Raw genomic sequence first — 19,847 nt, 5'->3', positions numbered from 1 at the left:
GTGGCGGATGCCCGCAGGACAAGGCGAATCGGCCTGCCCCTTCAGGCTCCCACGCGGCAACTGGCTTGCCGCTTGTCAGCCAGCAGGCGATGAATCTGCGCCACCACCGCTGCCCCTTCGCCCACCGCGGCCGCCACGCGTTTGGTCGATCCCGAGCGCACGTCGCCGATCGCAAAGACGCCTTCGACGCTGGTCTGCAGCGGCAGCGCATTCAGCAGAGGGTCGGCGATATCGGATCCGGTCAGCACGAATCCCTTGTCATCCAGCGAGACACCGCAGGACATGAGCCAGCTATTGTTCGGCTCGGCGCCAATGAAGACAAAAAGGTGATGTGTGGTCATGCTGCCTTCCATGCCACCGGCGCCGCGGTAGTGCACGCGTTCGAGCTGCACCTTGCCCTCGAGCGCATGGAGCTCCATCCTGGTATGAAGGGTCAGGTTGGGCAGCGAGCAAACCCGCTCCACCAGGTAGCGCGACATGGTTTGTTCGAGACTCGCACCGCGGATCAGCATGTGCACATGCTCGGCGTGCGATGCGAGGAATACCGCCGCCTGTCCCGCCGAGTTGCCGCCGCCGATCAGCACCACCGGCTCCTTGCGGCATAGCCTCGCCTCGACCGGCGTCGCCCAGTAATAGACACCGGACCCCTCGAAATGCGCGAGTCCATCCAGGGCAGGCCGCCGGTACTCCGCACCGGTCGCAATGACCACGGTGCGGGCGGGAATGCGCTGCCCATCGGCAAGCGCTATCACGCGCGGATACTTGTCGCAGTGCAGGGCCTTGACCTCGCACGGGATGGCGATATGGACGCCGAACTTCTGGGCCTGGACAAACGCGCGCCCGGCCAGGTCCTGCCCGCTGATGCCGGTGGGAAAGCCCAGGTAGTTCTCGATACGCGCGCTGGTCCCGGCCTGCCCGCCGGGCGCACGGCAGTCGAACACGGCGACGGACAACCCTTCCGAGGCCGCGTAGACAGCCGCCGCAAGCCCCGCCGGGCCGGCGCCGATGATGGCCACATCATAGACATGGCTGGGATCGAATTCAGGCAGCAGGCCGAGGCAGGACGCCAGTTGCCCCACATCGGGGTTGCGCAGCACGGCGCCGCTTGGACAGACGACAAGCGGCAAGTCGTCGGGTTGCGGCGTCAGGCGCTCCAGGAACGCAATGGCCTCGGCGTCCTGCTCCGCGTCGAGCGCAATGTTCGGGTAGGCATTGCGGCGCAGGAAATTCTGCAGTTCCAGCAAGCGCGGATTGCCGGGCGCCCCAACCACGACCGCTCCCCGGCCACGCTCCACCGCCACGACGCGCCGCAGTATCAGCGCGCGCATGATCTTCTCGCCGATATCGGCTTCCTTGATCACCAGCGCTCCGAGTTCATCGGGGCGCAACAGCAGCGCCTTGACATCTTCCAGGACGTGCGCATCGACAATGGCAGGCTTGCTGGAAAGCTGGGTGATATCGGAAGTGAACTCTCCGCGTTGCGAATAGGTGTGGATGACATCGTCCTGATTCCCGCGGTCGCGGATGACAATCCGAACCTTGCCAGAGAGCATGACAAAGACACCGGGGCAGACGCTGCCCGCACGATAAAGCAGGTCGCCCGCCGTGTAGTGACACAATTTGCCGAAGCGACGCACCCTTTCGACCTCGGCATCGGTGAGAACCGGAAACATCTGTTCGTAACGAGGATGGCCGCGTACCACCGGATCTTCGGCATCGGGGCCCTCGCCATGGCGGTCAGTGTCCGCTGCGAGTTCCTGTGACGGCGTTTCGGGGGGATGCTCCGGTCTGTCGTTCATTGCCGATCCTCTTTCGGTTGCGCAGCCTTGCGCTGCGATGGTCGCCGCCCTGGTCGCCACACCGGTAGTCGCCACACCGAGAGTCACCAGATCCAGGCCGTGGCCCCGAATACGCGAGGTGTGACGCGCGCCGCCCCAACCAGCGGGGCGCCGCCTTGTGCCTTTCGACAAGCGCAGGCGGCTTCCGGGTGCCTACTTGCTCCTGGCGCCGTCGGTGAACGGGTCCGGCTTGCCCGTCCTCGCGCCATCGGTGAACGGGTCCGGCTTGCCCGTCTTCGCGCCATCGGTGAACGGATCAGGCTTTCTGTCTACGGGAACCAGGTCCGACCGTGTCGAGATCCTGGCACCATCCGTATAGGCATCGAATTTCCCGGACTTCGCGCCATCCGCAAAGGGATCCGGCTTGCCTTTGGCGCCTTGCGTGTACGGGTCTACAGGCTTCTGCGCGTACCCGGGCAGGACAATCGAGGTCCCGAGCGCCGCAACCGCGATAAGAATCGCTTTCATCTTGTTCTCCTGCAAAATAGTCAATTTGCCCAGATGCAACACGTGGCGCGCCATGGCTGCCACACCAGACCGGCTCACGCCATCAGTTTCTCCTTCGTCATGGGAAGCTCCCGGATCCGCTTGCCGGTGGCGTGGTACACAGCATTTGCGACGGCCGCGGCAAAGCCGGTAATGCCGATCTCACCGATACCGCGGGCGCCGAATTCATTGAATTCGAGATCGGGGTGATTGAGCAGGATGACATCGATCTCGGGCTGGTCCGCGTGCACCGGCACCGCATACTCGGCAAAATTGTTGTTGCCCGGCATGCCGTCGCGTTCGTCATATTCGGTGGCCTCGAACAAGGCCATGCCGATGCCCATCACGATCGCCCCTTCCACCTGGTTGCGCGCAGTGACCGGGTTGATCACCCGCCCCACATCGATCGCGCTCACGACCCTGGCCACGCGCAACCGTGAAATGCCGGGATCCCAGCGCACCTCGACGAAGTGGGCGCCGAAGGACATGAAGGACAGCTTGTCGGTCGGTGTGCCGCCGGTGCGCGCAAAGCCCTCCGCGCTGGCAAAGCGCTGGGCATTGAGGACCGAGGCGTAGTCGACGGCGCGCTTGCCGTCGGTCAGGCGGCCATTCTGCATCTTCAGCGTTTCGGGCCTGGCGCCCGCGAAGGCGGCGCCTTCCTGCGTGGCGTACGTGCGCAACTGGCCGATCGCATTGCGCGTGGCTTCTGCCACCGCAGGCAGCACGCTGGCCGTGGCCCATGAGCCGCCGGCAACCGGTGCCGACGGAAAGGACGAATCGCCGAGCTTGACGTCGATTCTTTCAAAGGGCAAGCCGGTCAGTTCGCTGACCGTCTGCGCGACGATCGTGTACATCCCCGTGCCGATGTCCTGGACCGCGCAGGTCACGGCCGCGGTGCCATCGCTGCGCAACAGCACGCGCGCCTCCGCCGGCGTACGCCAGGCGTCCCAGTTGCACACCGCCACGCCGTATCCGGCGATCTCGCTGCCGACCTTCATCGAGCCGGGCCGCGGATCGCGCCGGTCCCAGCCGATCTTGCGGCTGCCCTGCTCGATGGCCTCGCGCAGATGGTTGCTCGACCATGGCAGGTTGAGGCTTTCGTCGCGTGTGGACAGGTTGGCAAGCCTGAACCGCACCGGATCCATGCGGCAGGCCAGCGCCAGTTCGTCGATGGCCGATTCCAGCGCGAACAAGCCGGGCGCCGCGCCCGGCGCCCGCATCGAAGTTGGCGCGCCACGATGCACATTGGTGGTGTGGTGGCTCACCATGAGGTTCGGGCACGAATAGAGGCTCTGCGTCATCCCGCCACAATTCTCGACGTACTGCTCGATGAACGAGGTGGTGTTGACCGATTCGTGCCGGATCGACGTGATGCGGCCATCGGCACTTGCCGACAGCCGCACCCGCTGGCGCGTTTCTGGCCGCTGTCCGGTGGTGGTGAACATGTAGGCGCGCGGCACCACCAGCTTTACCGGCCGCCGCATCATTTGCGCCGCCGCGCTGGCCGCGACCGAATGCGGCCACAGGAACAGCTTGGAGCCGAAGCCCGAGCCGATGAACGGGCAATCGACAGTGACGCGCTCGGGGGTAAGCCCGAAGATCTGCGCGATGGTATTGCGATGAACGGTGGCGCCCTGCGTCGCTTCGTAGAGATGCAGGTCGCCCCCTTGCCACCATGCCAGCGTGGCATGCATTTCCATCGGGTTATGGGTCTCGACCGGTGTGCGGTAGGTGGCGTCGACCTTGACCGCCGACTGGTCGAAGGCCGGTGCTGGCGTGCCGCGCGCATGCCCCCTGCCGCCATCGCGCAGGCCGTTAGCCTTGATGCCGTGCTCGAGATCCGTGACCGGCTTGCTGCGCGCGTACGCCACCTTGACGCGGAAGGCGGCGTCGCGCGCATGCTCGTAGGTGTCGGCAACGACCAGCGCCACCATCTGGCCGCCGTAGTGGATGGTGTTGTCCTCGAACGGCAGACGGTGCTCGTCGGTGATCGACGCGGTCAGGATCGTCGCACCCGAGATCGGGCTCTTCGGGATGCGGTAGAGCGTTGGGAAATTGCCGTTGTGCAGGATGTCGACCACACCGGGCACGCGGCGCGCGTCGGCCATGTCGATGCCGGTGACGCGGCCGCTCGCCACGGTGCTGTAGACCCCATAGGCGTACAGCATCCCGGGCATCGAGCGGTCGGCCGTATACAGGGCGGTGCCGGTCACCTTGAGCCGGCCATCGATGCGGCGCGGCGATGCGCCGATAGCAGTGCTGTTCATGCGATAACTCCCTTCAGGCGGTGAGAAGCGACAGGTTTCGCATGACGGCCTGCTGGCCGAGCATGAGCTTGAAGCCGTTCTGTCCGTACGACTGCGCGCCGGCCATGGCCGTCGCGGCGGCCTCCCGGATCAGCGCCTCGGAGACCGGCTTGCCACGCATCACGGCCTCCGCATTGGCGGCGCGCCACGGCTTGGTCGCGACGCCTCCGAGCGCCACGCGGATATCGCGCACGGTTTTCCCGTCGAGCACGACCACCACGGCGCTCGAAGCCAGCGCGAACTGGTACGAGGTCCGGTCGCGCAGCTTCAGGTAGGCCGAGCGGCTGCCTGGCAGCGGTGCGTCGAGCGTGATATGCGTAATCATCTCGCCGGCTTCCAGCGCGTGTTCCTTCCACGGCGTGTCGCCGGGCAGCAGGTGGAAATCCGTGAACGGGATATCGCGTCTGCCTTTCGGCCCCTGCACATGGATCGTCGCACCGATGGCGGCCATGGCCACGCACATGTCGGACGGGTGCGCGGCAATGCAGTTCGGACTGCCCCCCAGCACCGCGTGCACATTGCGGTTCAGGCCTTCGATGGCGGCGCAGCCCGAGCCCGGATTGCGCTTGTTGCAGGCAGAAACCCCGTCGCGGAAGTAGCCGCACCGCACCCGCTGCATCACGTTGCCGGCGGTCGTGGCCTTGTTGCGCAGTTGCGTGCTCGCTCCGGACAACAGCGCCTGGGACAGCACCGGGTACTGCTTGCGGATATGGTCGTGCCGGGCCAGGTCGGTGTTGCTGACCATCGCACCGATGCGCACCCTGCCGTCGCCGAGCGGCTCGATCTTGTCGAGCTTGAGCTTGTGGATGTCCACCACGTGGGCGGGCCGCATGATGTCGAGCTTCATCAGGTCCAGCAGCGTGGTGCCGCCGGCCAGGTAGACCGTGTCGCCGTCGCGCGCATGCAGCGTGATCGCCTGCTCGACATCGGCGGCGCGCGCATAGTCGAAGTTTCGCATCAGACGTTCCTCCGGGTCTTGCCGCGCGCGTCCTGGATGGCCGCGACGATGTTCTTGTAGGCACCACAGCGGCAGATATTGCCGCTCATCGCCTCGCGCACCGAGGCGTCGTCGGGCGGGATCCGCTTGTCCTGCAGGATGCCCACGGCGCCCATCATCTGGCCGGCGGTACAGTAGCCGCACTGGTAGGCGTCGTGATCCCAGAACGCCTGTTGCACCGGGTGCAGCTTGCCGTCGCGCGACAGCCCCTCGATCGTCGTGATGTCGTCGCCGTCGTGCATGACCGTCACCGACAGGCACGAGTTGACCGTGACGCCGTTCACGATCAGCGTGCATGCGCCGCACTGGCCGTGGTCGCAGCCTTTCTTCGTCCCGGTCAGATGCAGCTGGTCGCGCAGCGTATCGAGCAGGACGGCATTGGCAGCCACCGTCAGCCGGTGCGTGGTGCCATTGACCTTGAGCGTGACGGGATGGCCTGGGGCACCGGTTTGCGCGGGCGGTTGGGGCGGCAGGGGCGCGGACTGCCCCGATGCATTGGGTGCCAGGGCGACGCTCGCGATGCCCGCGCCGGAGGCGCCGACTGCCTGCAGGAAGCGACGGCGCGTGACCGTGGCTATGGCGCCATCAGGCGTGATGCCGGAGTCTGCCAAGGGTGCTTGGGTGGGGTCTTCCATTTTCTCTGTCTCCAAGTCCGAGCGTGGGGAAATGCGGGCACGGCAGCGCCGCCGAACTTTGGGCTGGCTGCCTTGCCAATCGGAACACCTGCATTACAGCTTTGTCATCTGGCTTGACCGCACAGCGCGAGCACTGGCGGTCCTGAACGGCGAAAGTAGGGCTGGGAAGAGAGTGCAGCGGCTTGCAATTGCGGTCATGAGCTGTCCTCTCATGGATGGTTGTTGCTGGGGCGCGCGGTGACAAACGATTATTTCGCCGGGTTCGCTTGTGTTTTTATCAAGTGAAGGCAGACCGGCGCCGTGGCATCCTTCATGCCGAACCGCCGAGCTGCGCCCGCCATGCCGCTACCAGTTCGTCGGATGGCATGGCCATGTCGCCGTGTACGCCGGCGGCATCGATCCTGCCGCTGCGCACGGCGGTGGCGGCAAGCTGCGCCGTCCACCGTCCGGTGACGATGAGCGGCGCAGCATGGCGCAGGCGCACGCCTGATGTGAACGGTTTGCAGCACGTGGCATGTCCTGACCCGGCCGAGTGCAGGTGCAGCCAGGCCAGCTCTCCGGTCAGCAGCGGAGACAGCAGGCGCTGCAGCGTGCGCAGCTCTTCGGCAGTGGAGGGAAGCGTCATGCAGACGCCCACACGGTCCGCGGGCCACGCCGCCAGGATTGCGCGCAGGGCGTCGCACAGGAACTCGGTGGCGACCGGGCAGTCCGTTGTCGCCACGTCCGTGGATGCCTGCGCAGCGGCCGCTGACCGGCACAGCCGGTCCGGCAGGGTGCCGGCCGTCGCGGCCAGCTCGACCCCGTCAAAGCCGGCATCGTTTGCGTTCTCCGCGGCGGTACGGTACGCATCGAGGGCCAGGTCGATCTGGTCGGCGTCGAGCCTGATGTCAGCGGGCGCGGGGCATCCCCCGATGCGCGCGATGACCATGCCGCCCCGTTCATGAATGGCGTGTGTTGCGTGCAGCCAGCCATTGACTTCGCCAGCGCTCGCCAGGCCATGCGCGAAAGGATGTGGATGCTCCGCGCACTGCTCGTCCGCGACGGCGTAGATGGTCAGGCCGCCTGCCGCCGTGCGCGTGCCGGTGTCGCCCGTCCGAGGCAAGGGGGCATGCGGCAGTGCGCGCGGACTGTCCAGTACGATCCGGTGTGCCAGATTCAGCGCCCCCAGTTTCAGTGGCGCGAACAGGTCTTGCAGGGCAGAGTGGCTCATCGCAACGCGCTATGTTTGGCTTGTGACCTTTAGTGTGGATCGACAGGCGGGCCGGTTGCGAGTTATGCGTTGCTAAGACGTTGCGGAGGGAGGAGGCGCGAGCCACGCAGAGCCGGATGAAGACTTAACAACTCTTAACTGGTTGGATCCGTGTGGTGCCGACCATGCTGCCTTCGGAATTGGGACGGCCGCGGCGCCGGTTGAACAAGGGGAGATGCCGGCACGCGCGCAGGCAACCGGAAGGGTTCCAGACAATGGCCTGCTTCAGAGCCACGGGCCAGGGGCCGGATACCAGGTGCAACCCGGCCGGGGTAATAGAAATCTATGATTCCGAAGCAAGCCCCGGCTACGGTACCCTCGCAACGCGGAGCAATCGAGTCGAGGGTGCAATGCTCTGGCGGCGTCAATTCCCGGTTGCGCTGGCGAGTGGTGGTGTCACTGGATGCCAGAGGCTGACGCCGATGCGGCGTCCGGTGGTAAAGCCGGGACTGCAAAGGCCGGGATGAGAAACGATCATGTCATCTGAAGCCACGCTGAACTTTGGCCCGTTCTGCCTTCTTCCCCGCAAGCGTGTCCTGCTGGAGAGCGGCGTGCCGGTGCGGCTGGGCAGCCGGGCCTTCGATCTGCTGGTGGCGCTGGTCGAGCGCGCCGGCGAGGTGGTCTCCAATGCAGAGTTGATCGCCCGCGTCTGGCCGAATGTCGTGATCGAGCCCGGCGCGCTGCGCGTCCATCTGGCCGGGCTGCGCAAGGTGCTGGGCGATGGGCGGGAGTCCCAGCGGTACATTGTGAATGTGCCGGCTCAAGGCTACTGCTTTGTCGCGGAGGTCTCGCAGTTCGCCGAGGCGGCGCATGAGAGCGCATCGGCACCCGGTGCCGGCGCGACCATGGACAGGACGGACATGCCTGCCGTGCCGGCGGCGCCAGCCAGTCCGCTGGCTGCGCCGGCCAGCGTCACATCGGACCTCCCGCTGGCGTTGCCGCTGCCGGCTCAGCTCGCACGCGTGATTGGCCGTGACGAGGTGGTGGCCGACCTGATCCGCGAGCTGCCCCTGCGGCGCTGCGTGACCGTCACGGGGCCCGCCGGCATGGGCAAGACCACGGTGGCGCTGGCTGCAGCGCGCCAGCTGTCCGATTCGTTTGCCCGGCAAACCGTGTTCGTCAATCTTGCTCCGCTGAACGACCCCGCGCTGGTGACGAATACGGTCACCGCCGCGCTCGGCGTCCCCGCGCTGGAGTCGGCATCGCTGCGCAGCCTGCTCGCATACCTCAGGAACCGCCGCATCCTGATCGTTCTCGACAACTGCGAGCATGTCATTGAGGCTGCCGCCGAACTCGCGGAGGCCCTGTTGACCGGCGCTCCCGAGGTCCATCTGCTGGCGACGAGCCGGGAGACGCTGCGCATCCAGGGCGAATGGGTGCATCGGCTCGGCGCGTTGCCGGTACCTCCCACGCTCGACAGGCTCGATATCCAGGAAGCCCTGGGCTTTGCTTCCGCCGAGTTGTTCGTCGAACGCGTGCGCGCAAGCCAGGATTCCTTCGAGCTGTGCGAAGCAGACATCCCGGCGCTGGTCAGAATATGCCGGGCGCTCGACGGCATCCCGCTGGCGCTGGAGCTCGCGGCCGCGGGGGTGGACCGGCTCGGCCTGCGCGGCCTGGCGGCGCAGCTTGGCAACCGGCTGGCGTTGTTGACGCGCGGGCGCCGCACCGCGTTGCCGCGCCACCAGACACTAAGGGCGGCGCTGGACTGGAGCTACGCGCTGCTGCCCGACGAAGAGCGCCGACTGCTGCGCAGCCTCTCGATCTTCCGCGGCCGATTCACATCCGACGCAGCCCGCGCCGTGACACAGGGGCTGGTCAGCGCAGACACGGAAGAGTATCTCTATAACCTGGTGGGCAAATCGCTGCTCATGTCGGATATCAGCGGTGAATCCGTGCAGTATTGGCTCCTGGAAACGATGCGGGAGTATGGCCTGGCGCAGATGGCGGAGCAGGGAGAGTCCGCGGCCGTGTCCCGTCGTCATGCGATGCATATGGTGAGCCTGGCCGATGAGGCCGAGCGCATGCGGCCGCACCAGGCGCGTGGCGACTGGCTCGCACGCCACGCCTATCTGCTTGAGGATTTTCGCCTGGCCCTGCACTGGAGCCTGTCGGCGGCCGGCGATGCCAGGCTGGGCGCCGCGCTCGCGGGTGCGTCCGCACCGCTCTGGTATGCGCTTTCCCATATGGCCGAATATCTCGATCTGGTCGAGCGGCTGCTTGAGCTGCTGCCGGATACGGGCGCGCTTGACCCGGCGCGGGAGATCGCCATGCGCGAAGCGCACGGGCATGCGCTATGGAACATTCGCGGCGCTGCGCCCGCCGCCATCGCGACATTCGAACGAGGCCTCGAAGTCGCGCGGCGGGCAGCCTCGATTCCCGACCAGCTCCATGCGCTTTGGGGATTGTGGCTGGTCAGCAATTCCCGTGGCGATTATGCCGCGACCGTGCGCAGGGCGCACGAGTTCGGCGAGCTCGCGGCCCGCACCGACAATCCGGCGGACGCCATTATTCACGACCGGATGATGACATTGAGCATGCACTTCACGGGCCAGCATGCCAAGGCGCGCCTCCACGCCCAACGTGTACTCAGTCAGCCTTTGAGCATCAACACCAGTGCGCGCCGCAGCGGGTTCCAGTTCGACCAGCGTGTGGCCGCGCTGATGACGCTGGCGCGGATCCTGTGGGTACAAGGGCATCCCGAACAGGCACTCGACCATGCCGAGGGGGCGGTTGAACGCGCCCAGGGCATCAACCATTCACTCTCGCTGTGCTTCGCCATCTCGGTTGGCTGCGGGCCCGTTGCGTTCTGGACCGGCGATATCGATCGTGCCGAGCGCTACACCAGGCTGCTGCAAAGCCGGGCCAGGGAGTATTCACTGACGTTCTGGGGCTATTTCGGGGAGGGCTATCGGCTGGTTCTCGGCCGGCGCCGCGGTGAGGTCGACACCGCGGAGGTGTCGGGCGGCTGGCCGCGTTCGTTGCGGGACACGCTGTGCACGCTCGACGCCGCGCTGGCCTGCGAGGTGGATTTCGAGCGGGGTCGGACTGGCGTTGTACCGTGGAGCACGCCCGAACTGTTCAGGATTCAGGGGGAACGTCTGCGCAGCGGCGGCGACGTCGCGGCGGCAGCTCGATTGATGCGCGCGGGCCTGCGCATGGCGGATGAGCAGGGTGCCCTTTCCCTGTCACTCCGATGCGCGATGAGCCTCGCCGTACTGCTGGAACAATCGGGATCCGGCAAGGAAGCGCTCGATATCATCGAGCCCGTGTATGAACGCTTCCAGGAAGGATTTGACACGGCGGATCTTCGTACGGCATCGGCCATGCTGAACCGGCTCGGGTGAGCGCACTCGTTTGCCATACGCCCGGGTCGACGCTGAGGTGAATTGCCTGGACGCTTGATGGCAAATGAGCGGCTGCAGTATCATGACTCGGGAGATCTCAAGGGCACTAACCATCACTCAAATTGTCCTGCTTGCATCCGTTGCCGTGTCCACTGAGTCCTCATCCGATTATCGGATCTTCTTAACGGAAATCTGACGTGGGCGTTGTGACGCGGCAGTTGCCGCAAGATCTGGGGGCGGCAATGACCGGGAACACTTCGATCTATGTGGTGGACGACGATTTCCGAGTTCGCGAGGCCATCGCGGAATTGCTGCTGTCGGCCGGCTTTTGCGTCACCACTTTTGCATGTGCTGGCGACTATCTCGCTCACGCCAGGGCTGACCTGCGCTCCTGCCTGATCCTCGATGTGGAACTGCCCGATATCAGCGGGTTGGACCTTCAATCCCAACTCGACTGTGGTAGCCATCCGCCCATTATTTTCGTGACGGGCTTTGCCGATGTGCCGCGCTCGGTCAGGGCATGCAAGGCGGGAGCCGTCGACTTCATAACCAAGCCGTTCAGGGAGGCGCAATTGCTGGAGGCGGTAGCAGCCGCCCTGAAGCTCGACGATCAGCGGAGGGTGCTGAGGCGCGCGCGACAGGAGATCCAGGATCGCTTTGCCCAACTCACGCCACGTGAAAGAGAAGTGCTGCCACTTGTCACCAGCGGTTTGTTGAACAAGCAGGCAGCATCCGAGCTGGGCATCAGTATGGTGACATTGCAGATCCACCGACAGCGGGTAATGTGCAAGATGCAGGCGCGATCCCTGCCGGACCTGGTGAGGATGGCGGATATGCTGGACATACCCGTCGTGCCTCAACGGCGCGAGTCATGATGAGCTTGCAGCGGCAAGCGCAATCCGTCCAGTGCGGCTTTTCGGTTGCCGATGCAAGGAGAAAAGGGGCATGACCGACGACCATCACATCCGCCGCGAGTCTGCTGATGACATCGTGCCATGGCGCACCTCGGCGGATACGCTGCAGGCGATTATCGATAACATTCCGCTGCAGGCCTGGACGTGTGAAGCCAATGGCGAAGCCGATTTCTTCAATTGCTACTGGCTTGCCTATACCGGTCTTTCGGCTTCCGCCGCACTCGGCAGAGGTTGGACCGATGCGGTTCACCCCGACGACCGGCCTGCCCTGGTGATGTGGTGGCAGCGAGCGCTCTATGTGTGCAAGCCCTTTGAATATGAACTGCGAATGCGTCGCGCGGATGGCGAGTACCGCTGGTTCGTGATACGGGTTCACCCCCTGCTGGATGGGAATGACAACATAGTCAAGTGGTATGCCACAAATACCGAGATCGAGCATCGCCACCGCGCGACGCAGGAATTGCGGGCCAGCGCGGAGGCATACCGGATCATTCTGGACAGCGTTCCCGGCTTGCTTTTCACAACGACGCCGACGGGTGAAGTCGAGTTCGTCAATCGGACGCTGCTGCTCTATTTCTGCAGGTCCCTGGACGAATTGCAGGGTTGGAAGCAATCGGATGCCGTACACCCGGATGATATTCAAAGTACCGCGCGCGAATGGTCCAAGGCATTGGAAACCGGTGAGCCTTGCTCGTTCGAGCAGCGGCTGCGCAAGTTCGATGGCACTTATCGCTGGTTTCTGTTCCACGCCATTCCACAGCGTGAAAGCGATGGCAGCATCAGCAGATGGTTTGGCACGCTCACCGACCTGGATGATCTGAGGCGAATGGAAGCCCAGTTGGGCGCAATGAATGCGCGGCTGGCTCATGCCTCGCAGCTGGCGGCAATCAGCGAGCTGTCAGCCGCCATTGCCCACGAGATCAGCCATCCGTTGACCTCGGTCGTGACGAACAGCGATGCGTGCAGGCGCTGGCTTTCCGCCGAACCTCCGAATGTGGACCGGGCGATCATTACCCTGCAACGCATTTCAAGGGATGCAGAAGCGGCCGCGCAGATTGTCTCGAACCTTCGATCGTTGTTCCGGCGCGATCGGATGGAACTGGTCGACGTCGACCTGAATCAAGCGGCTGACGAAGTCCTGTTCCTGCTTGCAAGAGAGCTGTCCAGGCTCGGCATCGTGACAGAGAGAAGCTTTGACCCGATCTTGCCCATTGTACGAGCGGACCATATACAGATTCAGCAAGTTCTCGTGAACCTGGTACGGAATGCGCTCGAGGCGATGGCGGAGGTCCGGTCGAATCCCAGAGTACTCCGCGTTTCCACCTGCGCCATGGGCGCCGAGGTCATCTTGCAGATCAGTGATAACGGAGTCGGCTTGCCGGCGGATGCCAATGTCTTCGAGGCGTTCTACACCACAAAGCCCTGGGGCATGGGAATCGGGCTGTCGCTAAGTCAATCCATTATCGCAATGCACTCGGGACGGATCTGGGCCGAACCCCGTGCAACCGGAAGCGGCGCCACATTTGCTATCGCGCTGAGAGCGCCTGGCGCGACAGCTGGTTGAGCTTTGCATTGGCCGTCAGTCCCATTATCAACCAACGGTTGTCATTGAATCGCTACTCATCGCCCTAGTGTGTCGGGTAGCTGGCTCCTACATTGAACCCAACGGCAACGCACTCAATCCAGCGAAGCCGCAACGAGTGTTCTTCCTTACCGGAATCCAGGAGCTAATCATGATTTCCCAATTCGCCCGTATCCTTGTTGTCGCGTCGACGACCCTGACTGTTGCTGCCGCGCTGTCGGGCGGCCATGCCCACGCAGCAGAGGCCGTCGTCGCCGGCATGGACCGGACAGGTGTGTCCGCGTCGCCCGCGCGCAAGCCCGATCCATTCACGGACGGTGCGCGCATCCGTGCGTACGACCCGTACACCGACGGCGCCCGCGCCGGCGAGCCGGACTCGTTCACCAAAGGACTCTGATGCCGTCGAGGGGCGGGCGCCAGCCCGCTCCGCGATCGGGCATTCCATTGGATGGACACGATAAGCCTGACGGCAATGACCGAAGCCGCAAACACAGGCGAGGAACCGGCGGCTCATCCCTCAGCCCCATCCCGTACTACTCAGGCATGAGTCACCCGATACTTGGTATGACGGCCCACTCCGTCATGGGTGTTCATCGATACCCACGTTTAATGGTTTCACCCCGCCTGACCTTCCAGAATAAGTCGGACCGAGCTGCACCGCTGTCATGGGGACAGTGGAAACACGGCACGGTATCGCCTCAGGAGGCTCAAGCACCATGGACGTCAAGACCATCCGGGAGCGAGCGTTTGCCACGCCGCTAGTCAGCCCGGCCTACCCGATGGGGCCGTATCGCTTTCTTCATCGGGAGTTTTTTGTCATCTCGTACCGCACTGACCCGGACCTGCTGCGCGCCGTCGTGCCGGAGCCGCTGGAAATCGCCGAGCCGGTGGTGCACTACGAGTTCATCCGCATGCCCGATTCGACCGGCTTCGGCGACTACACCGAATCCGGCCAGGTGATCCCGGTCATGTACCAGGGGCGGCGCGGCACCTACACCCACGCGATGTTCCTCGATGACCATCCGCCGCTGGCCGCCGGGCGCGAGTTGTGGGGATTCCCGAAGAAGCTGGCCAGCCCGCGGCTCGCCGTCGAGACCGATACGCTGCTGGGCACGCTCGACTATGGCCCGGTCCGGGTGGCGACCGGCACGATGGGCTACAAGCACCAGGCAATCGACAGGAACGCGGTCCGGGACGCGCTCGCCAATACGCCCAATTTCCTGCTCAAGATCCTGCCGCATGTGGATGGCACGGCCCGCGTCTGCGAGCTGGTCTGCTATTTCCTCAAGGACGTCGATGTCAAGGGCGCATGGACCGGCCCGGCGGCGCTGTCCCTCTTCCCCCACGCACTGGCGCCGGTTGCATCGCTGCCGGTACTCGAAGTCATTGGCGCGAAGCACTACATCGCCGACCTGACGCTGGGGCTCGGCGAGGTCGTCCACGACTACCTGCAATCGTGACAGGCATCGCGCAGCAACCTGGTACCCCATCCCACCACTCCCGGAGAAAGAACATGAAGCTTCAAGGCAAAGCCGCGATCGTGACCGGCGCCGCCAGCGGCATCGGCAAGGCCATCGCAGAACTGCTGGCCAGCGAAGGCGCGGCAGTGGCCGTCGCTGACCTGAACGAGGACGCCAGCCGCAGGGTCGCCGAAGCGATCGAAGCCCGTGGCGGCCATGCCATGGGCGTTGCCATGGATGTGACCGACGAGGCCGCGGTCGATCGTGCGACGCAGGCCGTGGCGGACCGGTTCGGCGGCGTCGACATCCTGGTGTCCAATGCCGGCATCCAGATCGTCAATCCGGTGCACGAATACAGCTTCGCGGACTGGAAGCGCATGCAGGCGATTCACCTTGACGGCGCCTTCCTGACCACGCGCGCGGCGCTCAGGCATATGTACCGCGACAACCGCGGCGGCACCATCATCTACATGGGCTCGGTCCACTCCCATGAAGCCTCGCCGCTCAAATGCGCTTACGTGGCCGCCAAACACGGGCTGCTGGGCCTGGCGCGCGTGGTCGCCAAGGAAGGCGGCGAGCGCAATGTCCGCTCGCATGTGATCTGCCCCGGCTTTGTCCGCACGCCGCTGGTCGACAAGCAGATTCCGGAACAGGCGCGCGAACTCGGCATCAGCGAAGAGGAAGTGGTGCGTCGCGTGATGCTGGGCGGCACCGTCGACGGCGTCTTCACCACAGTGGACGACGTCGCGCAAACCGCCCTGTTCCTGTGTGCCTATCCGTCGGCCGCGCTGACCGGACAGTCGTTCGTGGTGAGTCACGGCTGGTACATGCAATAAGCGCGGAATGTCCGCCCCGGTGATCGCACCCGGGGCGGCACGCCACTCGCGCATCAGGAGAACACCATGTTTTACGAAAGACAAGACTTGCAGGGCAGTTCAGGCGCCGCGACGATCAAGACCGAAGTGGATCGCGGCTACGCCGTACGGGCACTGGTCCTGCAGGGCGGCGGCGCCCTTGGCTCCTACCAGGGAGGCGTCTACCAGGGCCTTGCCGAGGCTGGCATCGAGCCGAACTGGATCGCGGGCATCTCCATTGGTGCGCTGAACGCGGCAATTCTCGCCGGCAACGCTCCGGAGCATCGCGTCACGAAACTGCGCGAATTCTGGGAGCATATCTGCCGGCAACCCTGGCTGCCCAGCCTGGTCCCGTACGACACGATCGCCGATACCGCGCAGCACTGGCCTGACCCGCTGCGTATCTGGTTCGATGGCATCGAGGCCGCTCGCGCGCTGGTGGAGGGACAGCGCGGGTTCTTCTCCCCTCGCCTCTGGCCTGTGCCGTTCGCGCAGCCGGCGGGCGCGCACAGCGCGAGCTACTACGACACGCGACCGCTGAAGGCCACGCTCGAGCGCTTTGCCGATTTCGACCGGATCAACCACCATGCCGAGATGCGCGTGTCGGTAGGGGCCGTGAACGTGCGCACGGGCAATTTCGTCTACTTCGACAATACGCAGACCAGACTCCGCGCCGAGCACTTCATGGCGTCGGGCGCGCTGCCGCCGGGCTTTCCCGCGGTGGAGATCGACGGTGAATTCTATTGGGATGGCGGGCTGGTTTCCAACACGCCGCTTTCCGCGATCCTGAAGGCAAGGCCCAGGCGCAACGCGCTGATTTTCCAGGTCGACCTGTGGAGCGCACGCGGACAGTTGCCCGAGAATCTGATGGCGGTGGCGGCGCGCCAGAAGGATGTCCAGTACTCAAGCCGGACGCGCTTCATCACCGACTATATGAGCGAACAGCAGAACTTCCGGCGCCTGCTCAACGATGTGCTGGCACTGGTACCGCCAGCACGCCGGCAGAGCGAGGCCTTCCAGCGTGCCGCGGCCGATGCCTGCGACGCCCGCCGCAATGTCATCCAGCTGATCTACCGCGACAAGTCGTTTGAAGGCAGCGCCAAGGATTTTCAGTTCGGGCCGCTGACCATGATGGAGCACTGGGCGAGCGGACTGGAGGACATTCGCGGCACGCTGCGGCATCCCGAGTGGCTTGCCATGCCGACGCACGAAAACCCGTTCGTCACGCACGACATCCACCGACGGCACGCCGAGCTCGGCCAGCTCGGCCAGTAGGCGGCCATCGGCTGCGGCACCACGCCACCACTGGTGCGGTGCCGCTGGCGCGCGCCGGCCAGCGCCGCATGGCAGCGGTGGCGGCCGCTGCCTCTTCCCTACTTCTGTTGCGCCTTGCGCATCCATTCCTCGAAGGTGATGCGCCCGAGCCGGGCCTCGCCTTCCGGCACGAGCGTGCCTTCCTGGAGTTCTGCGCCGAAGTAGCGCGTGGCCGGATCGGCCATGACGGTACGCGCGTCGCCGCTTGCCTTCAGATAGCGTTGCACGAGGTCGCTCATCTTGAAGCGCTCCGGCCCGGCGATCTCGACGATGCCATTGGCCGGCGCGGCAACGGCGCAATCCGCCACAGCGTGCGCGACGTCATCGGAAGCGATGGGCTGGATCAGTGCGGGCGAGAGCTTGATCGTATCGCCCTCGCCGGCGGATTGCACGATGCCGCCGAGGAATTCCAGGAACTGCGCCGACCGGACAATCGTGTAGGGAATGCCGGCGTTCCGGATCAGCGCCTCCTGGGCGATCTTGGCGCGGAAGTAACCGCTCTGCGAAAGCTTGTCGGTGCCCACCACGGACAGCGCCACGTGGTGGCTGACACCCGCCGCCTTCTCGGCTGCCGCGAGGTTGCGGCCCGAGGTCTCGAAGAAATGCAGCACGGCGTTGTCTTCGAACGAAGGCGAGTTCGCCACGTCCACCACCACCTGCGCTCCGGCCAGTGCATCGGCCAGGCCTTCTCCCGTCAATGCATTGACGCCCGTCTGCGGCGCGGCGGCAAAGACGTCATGGCCCTGCGCGGCAAGCCGCGCCACAACCTTCTTGCCGATCAGGCCGGTACCGCCGATGACAACGATTTTCATGCTGCTTCTCCTTGATGAAGGTGGAACGATCCCACTCTCATGCTAGGTAAGGCAATGTGGCGCCGCCAGACCGGCTCGGGTCGACACGGTGTTTCCTGTCTGGCACCAATCCGGATCCGGCGCCGCGGCCGCTGACCCGGTTTTCCGGTGCGGCGCGCCGGACTTCGCTGGCGGCGTGGTTCAGCCTTGTACGGAGAAACGGAGCTCTTCGCGACCTGGAGCAGGTCCGGGGCCCCCGGCACGCGACCGTGTCGACCTCCTGCCATGCCTGAACGGGCCTCAGGCAGCGGCCAGCGTGGCAGCCAGGTAGCCGTGGATCTGCGCCACGACGGCGGCGCCCTCGCCCACCGCGGTGGCCACCCGCTTGGTTGAGCCTGACCTGACATCGCCAATGGCAAACACGCCGGGCACGCAGGTTTCCAGCGTGCTGGCCGGCAGGCCGGCCAGCCGGCCCGTCAGCACGAAGCCCTTTTCATCGACACCAACCTGACAGCTACCCAACCAGGAGGTATTCGGCTCGGCGCCGGTAAACAGAAAGAGATGCTGAACCCGCATCATCTCCTGCCGGCCGGTATCGTGGCGCCGCAACACGACACCGCCGAGCCTGCCGTTGCCGGTCAGGTCCACCACGTCGGTCTTCGCATGCACCGTAATATTGGGCTGCGCGGCAATCCGGTCGATCAGGTAGCGGGACATGCTCTGCTCGAGCCCCGGACCGCGAATCACGATATGCACGTGCGCGGCATGCGCGCCCAGGAACACCGCGGCCTGGCCCGCGGAGTTCCCGCCGCCGACCAGCACCACCTCCTGCTTCGCGCACAGCTTGGCCTCCACCGGCGAAGCCCAATAGTAGATGCCGCGGCCCTCGAACGCCACCCGGTTCGGGATGGGTGGACGACGGTAAGCCGCGCCGCTCGCGATGATCACCGCGCGCGCCTGTATCGTGTCACCTGCCCTGGTCCTCAGCCGATGCAGCGGGCCGCACTCGAGCTGCGCTACCTCGACGGGGCTCGCGATATGCGCGCCGAATTTCTGCGCTTGCGCAAAGGCGTTCGCGGCTAGAGCCTGGCCGGATATGCCAGCTGGGAATCCAAGGTAATTCTCGATGCGGGCACTGGCGCCGGCCTGCCCGCCGGGAGACAGCGCATCCAGCACGATCACGCGCAATCCTTCCGATGCGGCATAGACCGCGGCGGCCAGGCCGGCCGGGCCCGCGCCGATGATGGCGACATCATAGATCCGGGTGCGATCGAATTCAGGTAGCAATCCAAGGCAGGACAGGACCTGCATGGTGTCGGGACGACGCAGGATCGTTCCATTGGGGCAGATGACCAGGGGCAAATCCGCATCGCTGGCATCAAATCTCTGCAGCTCGCTCGCCGCATCCACGTCGGCGTCCAGGTCGAGAACCGAATAGGGATAGTGCTTGCGCCGCAGAAGTGCCTGGAGTTCAAGCATGGCAGGCTCGCTGCCATGTCCGATCAGCGTGGGGCCGCGCCCGCGCTGGACCAGCGCGGCACGGCGCAGCATCATTGCCTGCATGATGATCTCGCCCAGTGCCGCTTCCGCAACCATCAACGCCCGCAGACATGCCGGTTGCACCAGGATCGCCCGGACATCCTCGATGGCCAGGCCGTCGATAAGCTCCGGCATGCCGGCAAGTTGTCCGATATCGGCCAGGAAATTCCCCGGACCATGTTCGGAGATCACCACGCTGCTGCCAATGCCATCGCGCTGCACGATACGGACGCGCCCTTCCAGCACCAGGATCATGCCGTTGGCCGGGTCACCGGTACGCACCACGTATTCGCCGGCGCGCCACGTCCTGTCGCTGCCATAGGGGGCAATTCTTGCGATCTCTGCGGCCGCCAGCCGCGGATACTTCTTCGGGTCATCGCCGGGCGCGTTGACGACAGCGGGTTCGTTGGCGAAAGGGTCCATGGCTGGAATCGTGAGGTGATCTGTGCGATCCAGCGTAGCAGTGCCGCCGTTGCAATTCACTCATGCATTGAGAGGTATTCGTAGTACCTACGTATATCGGCATAGGGTTGAAGGC

14 protein-coding genes and 1 pseudogene are annotated in these 19,847 nt (G+C 65.0%); 7 read left to right on the top strand and 8 right to left on the bottom strand.

Features of this window, described 5'->3' with window-relative positions; all coding sequences use genetic code 11:
* Window positions 1–41: 41 nt before the first annotated feature.
* The 6 genes from VSR71_RS14640 to VSR71_RS14615 all read right to left on the bottom strand — a co-directional run bounded on the left by VSR71_RS14640 (window position 42) and on the right by VSR71_RS14615 (window position 7,472).
* Window positions 42–1,799: an FAD-dependent oxidoreductase gene (locus VSR71_RS14640; protein WP_342914624.1), complete on the bottom strand. Its 1,758-nt coding sequence runs from the start codon at window positions 1,797–1,799 to the stop codon at window positions 42–44.
* Between the two features lie 192 nt (window positions 1,800–1,991).
* On the bottom strand, window positions 1,992–2,306 hold the full coding sequence (locus VSR71_RS14635; protein ID WP_342914572.1) for a hypothetical protein: 315 nt from the start codon (window positions 2,304–2,306) through the stop codon (window positions 1,992–1,994).
* A gap of 74 nt (window positions 2,307–2,380) precedes the next feature.
* Window positions 2,381–4,591: a xanthine dehydrogenase family protein molybdopterin-binding subunit gene (locus VSR71_RS14630; RefSeq protein WP_342914571.1), complete on the bottom strand. Its 2,211-nt coding sequence runs from the start codon at window positions 4,589–4,591 to the stop codon at window positions 2,381–2,383.
* 13 nt (window positions 4,592–4,604) lie between these two features.
* Window positions 4,605–5,588: a xanthine dehydrogenase family protein subunit M gene (locus VSR71_RS14625; protein ID WP_342914570.1), complete on the bottom strand. Its 984-nt coding sequence runs from the start codon at window positions 5,586–5,588 to the stop codon at window positions 4,605–4,607.
* Window positions 5,588–6,262: a (2Fe-2S)-binding protein gene (locus tag VSR71_RS14620; protein WP_342914569.1), complete on the bottom strand. Its 675-nt coding sequence runs from the start codon at window positions 6,260–6,262 to the stop codon at window positions 5,588–5,590. Before VSR71_RS14620 ends, VSR71_RS14625 begins: the two co-directional genes overlap by 1 nt.
* 310 nt (window positions 6,263–6,572) lie before the next feature.
* Window positions 6,573–7,472, bottom strand: a complete 900-nt coding sequence (locus tag VSR71_RS14615) for a hypothetical protein (RefSeq protein ID WP_342914568.1) — start codon at window positions 7,470–7,472, stop codon at window positions 6,573–6,575.
* Window positions 7,473–7,987: 515 nt separating this feature from the next.
* Between VSR71_RS14615 and VSR71_RS14610 the strand changes: the two genes are divergently transcribed.
* From VSR71_RS14610 to VSR71_RS14580, 7 genes and pseudogenes are all read left to right on the top strand, one after another.
* On the top strand, window positions 7,988–10,855 hold the full coding sequence (locus VSR71_RS14610) for a winged helix-turn-helix domain-containing protein (RefSeq protein ID WP_342914567.1): 2,868 nt from the start codon (window positions 7,988–7,990) through the stop codon (window positions 10,853–10,855).
* Window positions 10,856–11,052: 197 nt separating this feature from the next.
* Complete coding sequence (locus tag VSR71_RS14605; protein ID WP_342914566.1) at window positions 11,053–11,730, top strand: response regulator transcription factor; 678 nt, start codon at window positions 11,053–11,055, stop codon at window positions 11,728–11,730.
* Window positions 11,731–11,800: 70 nt separating this feature from the next.
* Window positions 11,801–13,333 (top strand): PAS domain-containing sensor histidine kinase, encoded by a 1,533-nt coding sequence (locus tag VSR71_RS14600; RefSeq protein WP_342914565.1) that lies wholly within the window; start codon window positions 11,801–11,803, stop codon window positions 13,331–13,333.
* A gap of 268 nt (window positions 13,334–13,601) precedes the next feature.
* Window positions 13,602–13,748 (top strand): annotated as a pseudogene (locus tag VSR71_RS35310) (copper resistance protein CopQ); the annotation flags it as partial.
* 319 nt (window positions 13,749–14,067) lie between these two features.
* A complete protein-coding gene (locus tag VSR71_RS14590) occupies window positions 14,068–14,811 on the top strand; it encodes an acetoacetate decarboxylase (RefSeq protein WP_342914563.1) in 744 nt (247 codons plus the stop codon).
* A 53-nt stretch (window positions 14,812–14,864) separates the two neighbouring features.
* Window positions 14,865–15,647 carry a 3-hydroxybutyrate dehydrogenase gene (locus VSR71_RS14585; RefSeq protein ID WP_342914562.1) on the top strand — a complete coding sequence of 261 codons (783 nt, stop codon included), beginning with the start codon at window positions 14,865–14,867 and terminating at the stop codon, window positions 15,645–15,647.
* Window positions 15,648–15,713: 66 nt separating this feature from the next.
* Window positions 15,714–16,940, top strand: coding sequence for a patatin-like phospholipase family protein (locus VSR71_RS14580; protein ID WP_342914561.1), 1,227 nt, complete (start codon window positions 15,714–15,716; stop codon window positions 16,938–16,940).
* Window positions 16,941–17,038: 98 nt separating this feature from the next.
* Here the strand turns inward: VSR71_RS14580 and VSR71_RS14575 are convergent, their stop codons facing one another.
* On the bottom strand, window positions 17,039–17,791 hold the full coding sequence (locus VSR71_RS14575) for an SDR family oxidoreductase (protein WP_342914560.1): 753 nt from the start codon (window positions 17,789–17,791) through the stop codon (window positions 17,039–17,041).
* Window positions 17,792–18,070: 279 nt separating this feature from the next.
* Window positions 18,071–19,732 (bottom strand): FAD-dependent oxidoreductase, encoded by a 1,662-nt coding sequence (locus tag VSR71_RS14570; protein ID WP_342914559.1) that lies wholly within the window; start codon window positions 19,730–19,732, stop codon window positions 18,071–18,073.
* Between the last annotated feature and the right edge of the window lie 115 nt (window positions 19,733–19,847).

Source organism: Cupriavidus oxalaticus, from assembly GCF_038900635.1.
Taxonomy (GTDB): domain Bacteria; phylum Pseudomonadota; class Gammaproteobacteria; order Burkholderiales; family Burkholderiaceae; genus Cupriavidus; species Cupriavidus oxalaticus_B.
This window is presented reverse-complemented; position numbering and strand designations above follow the sequence as displayed.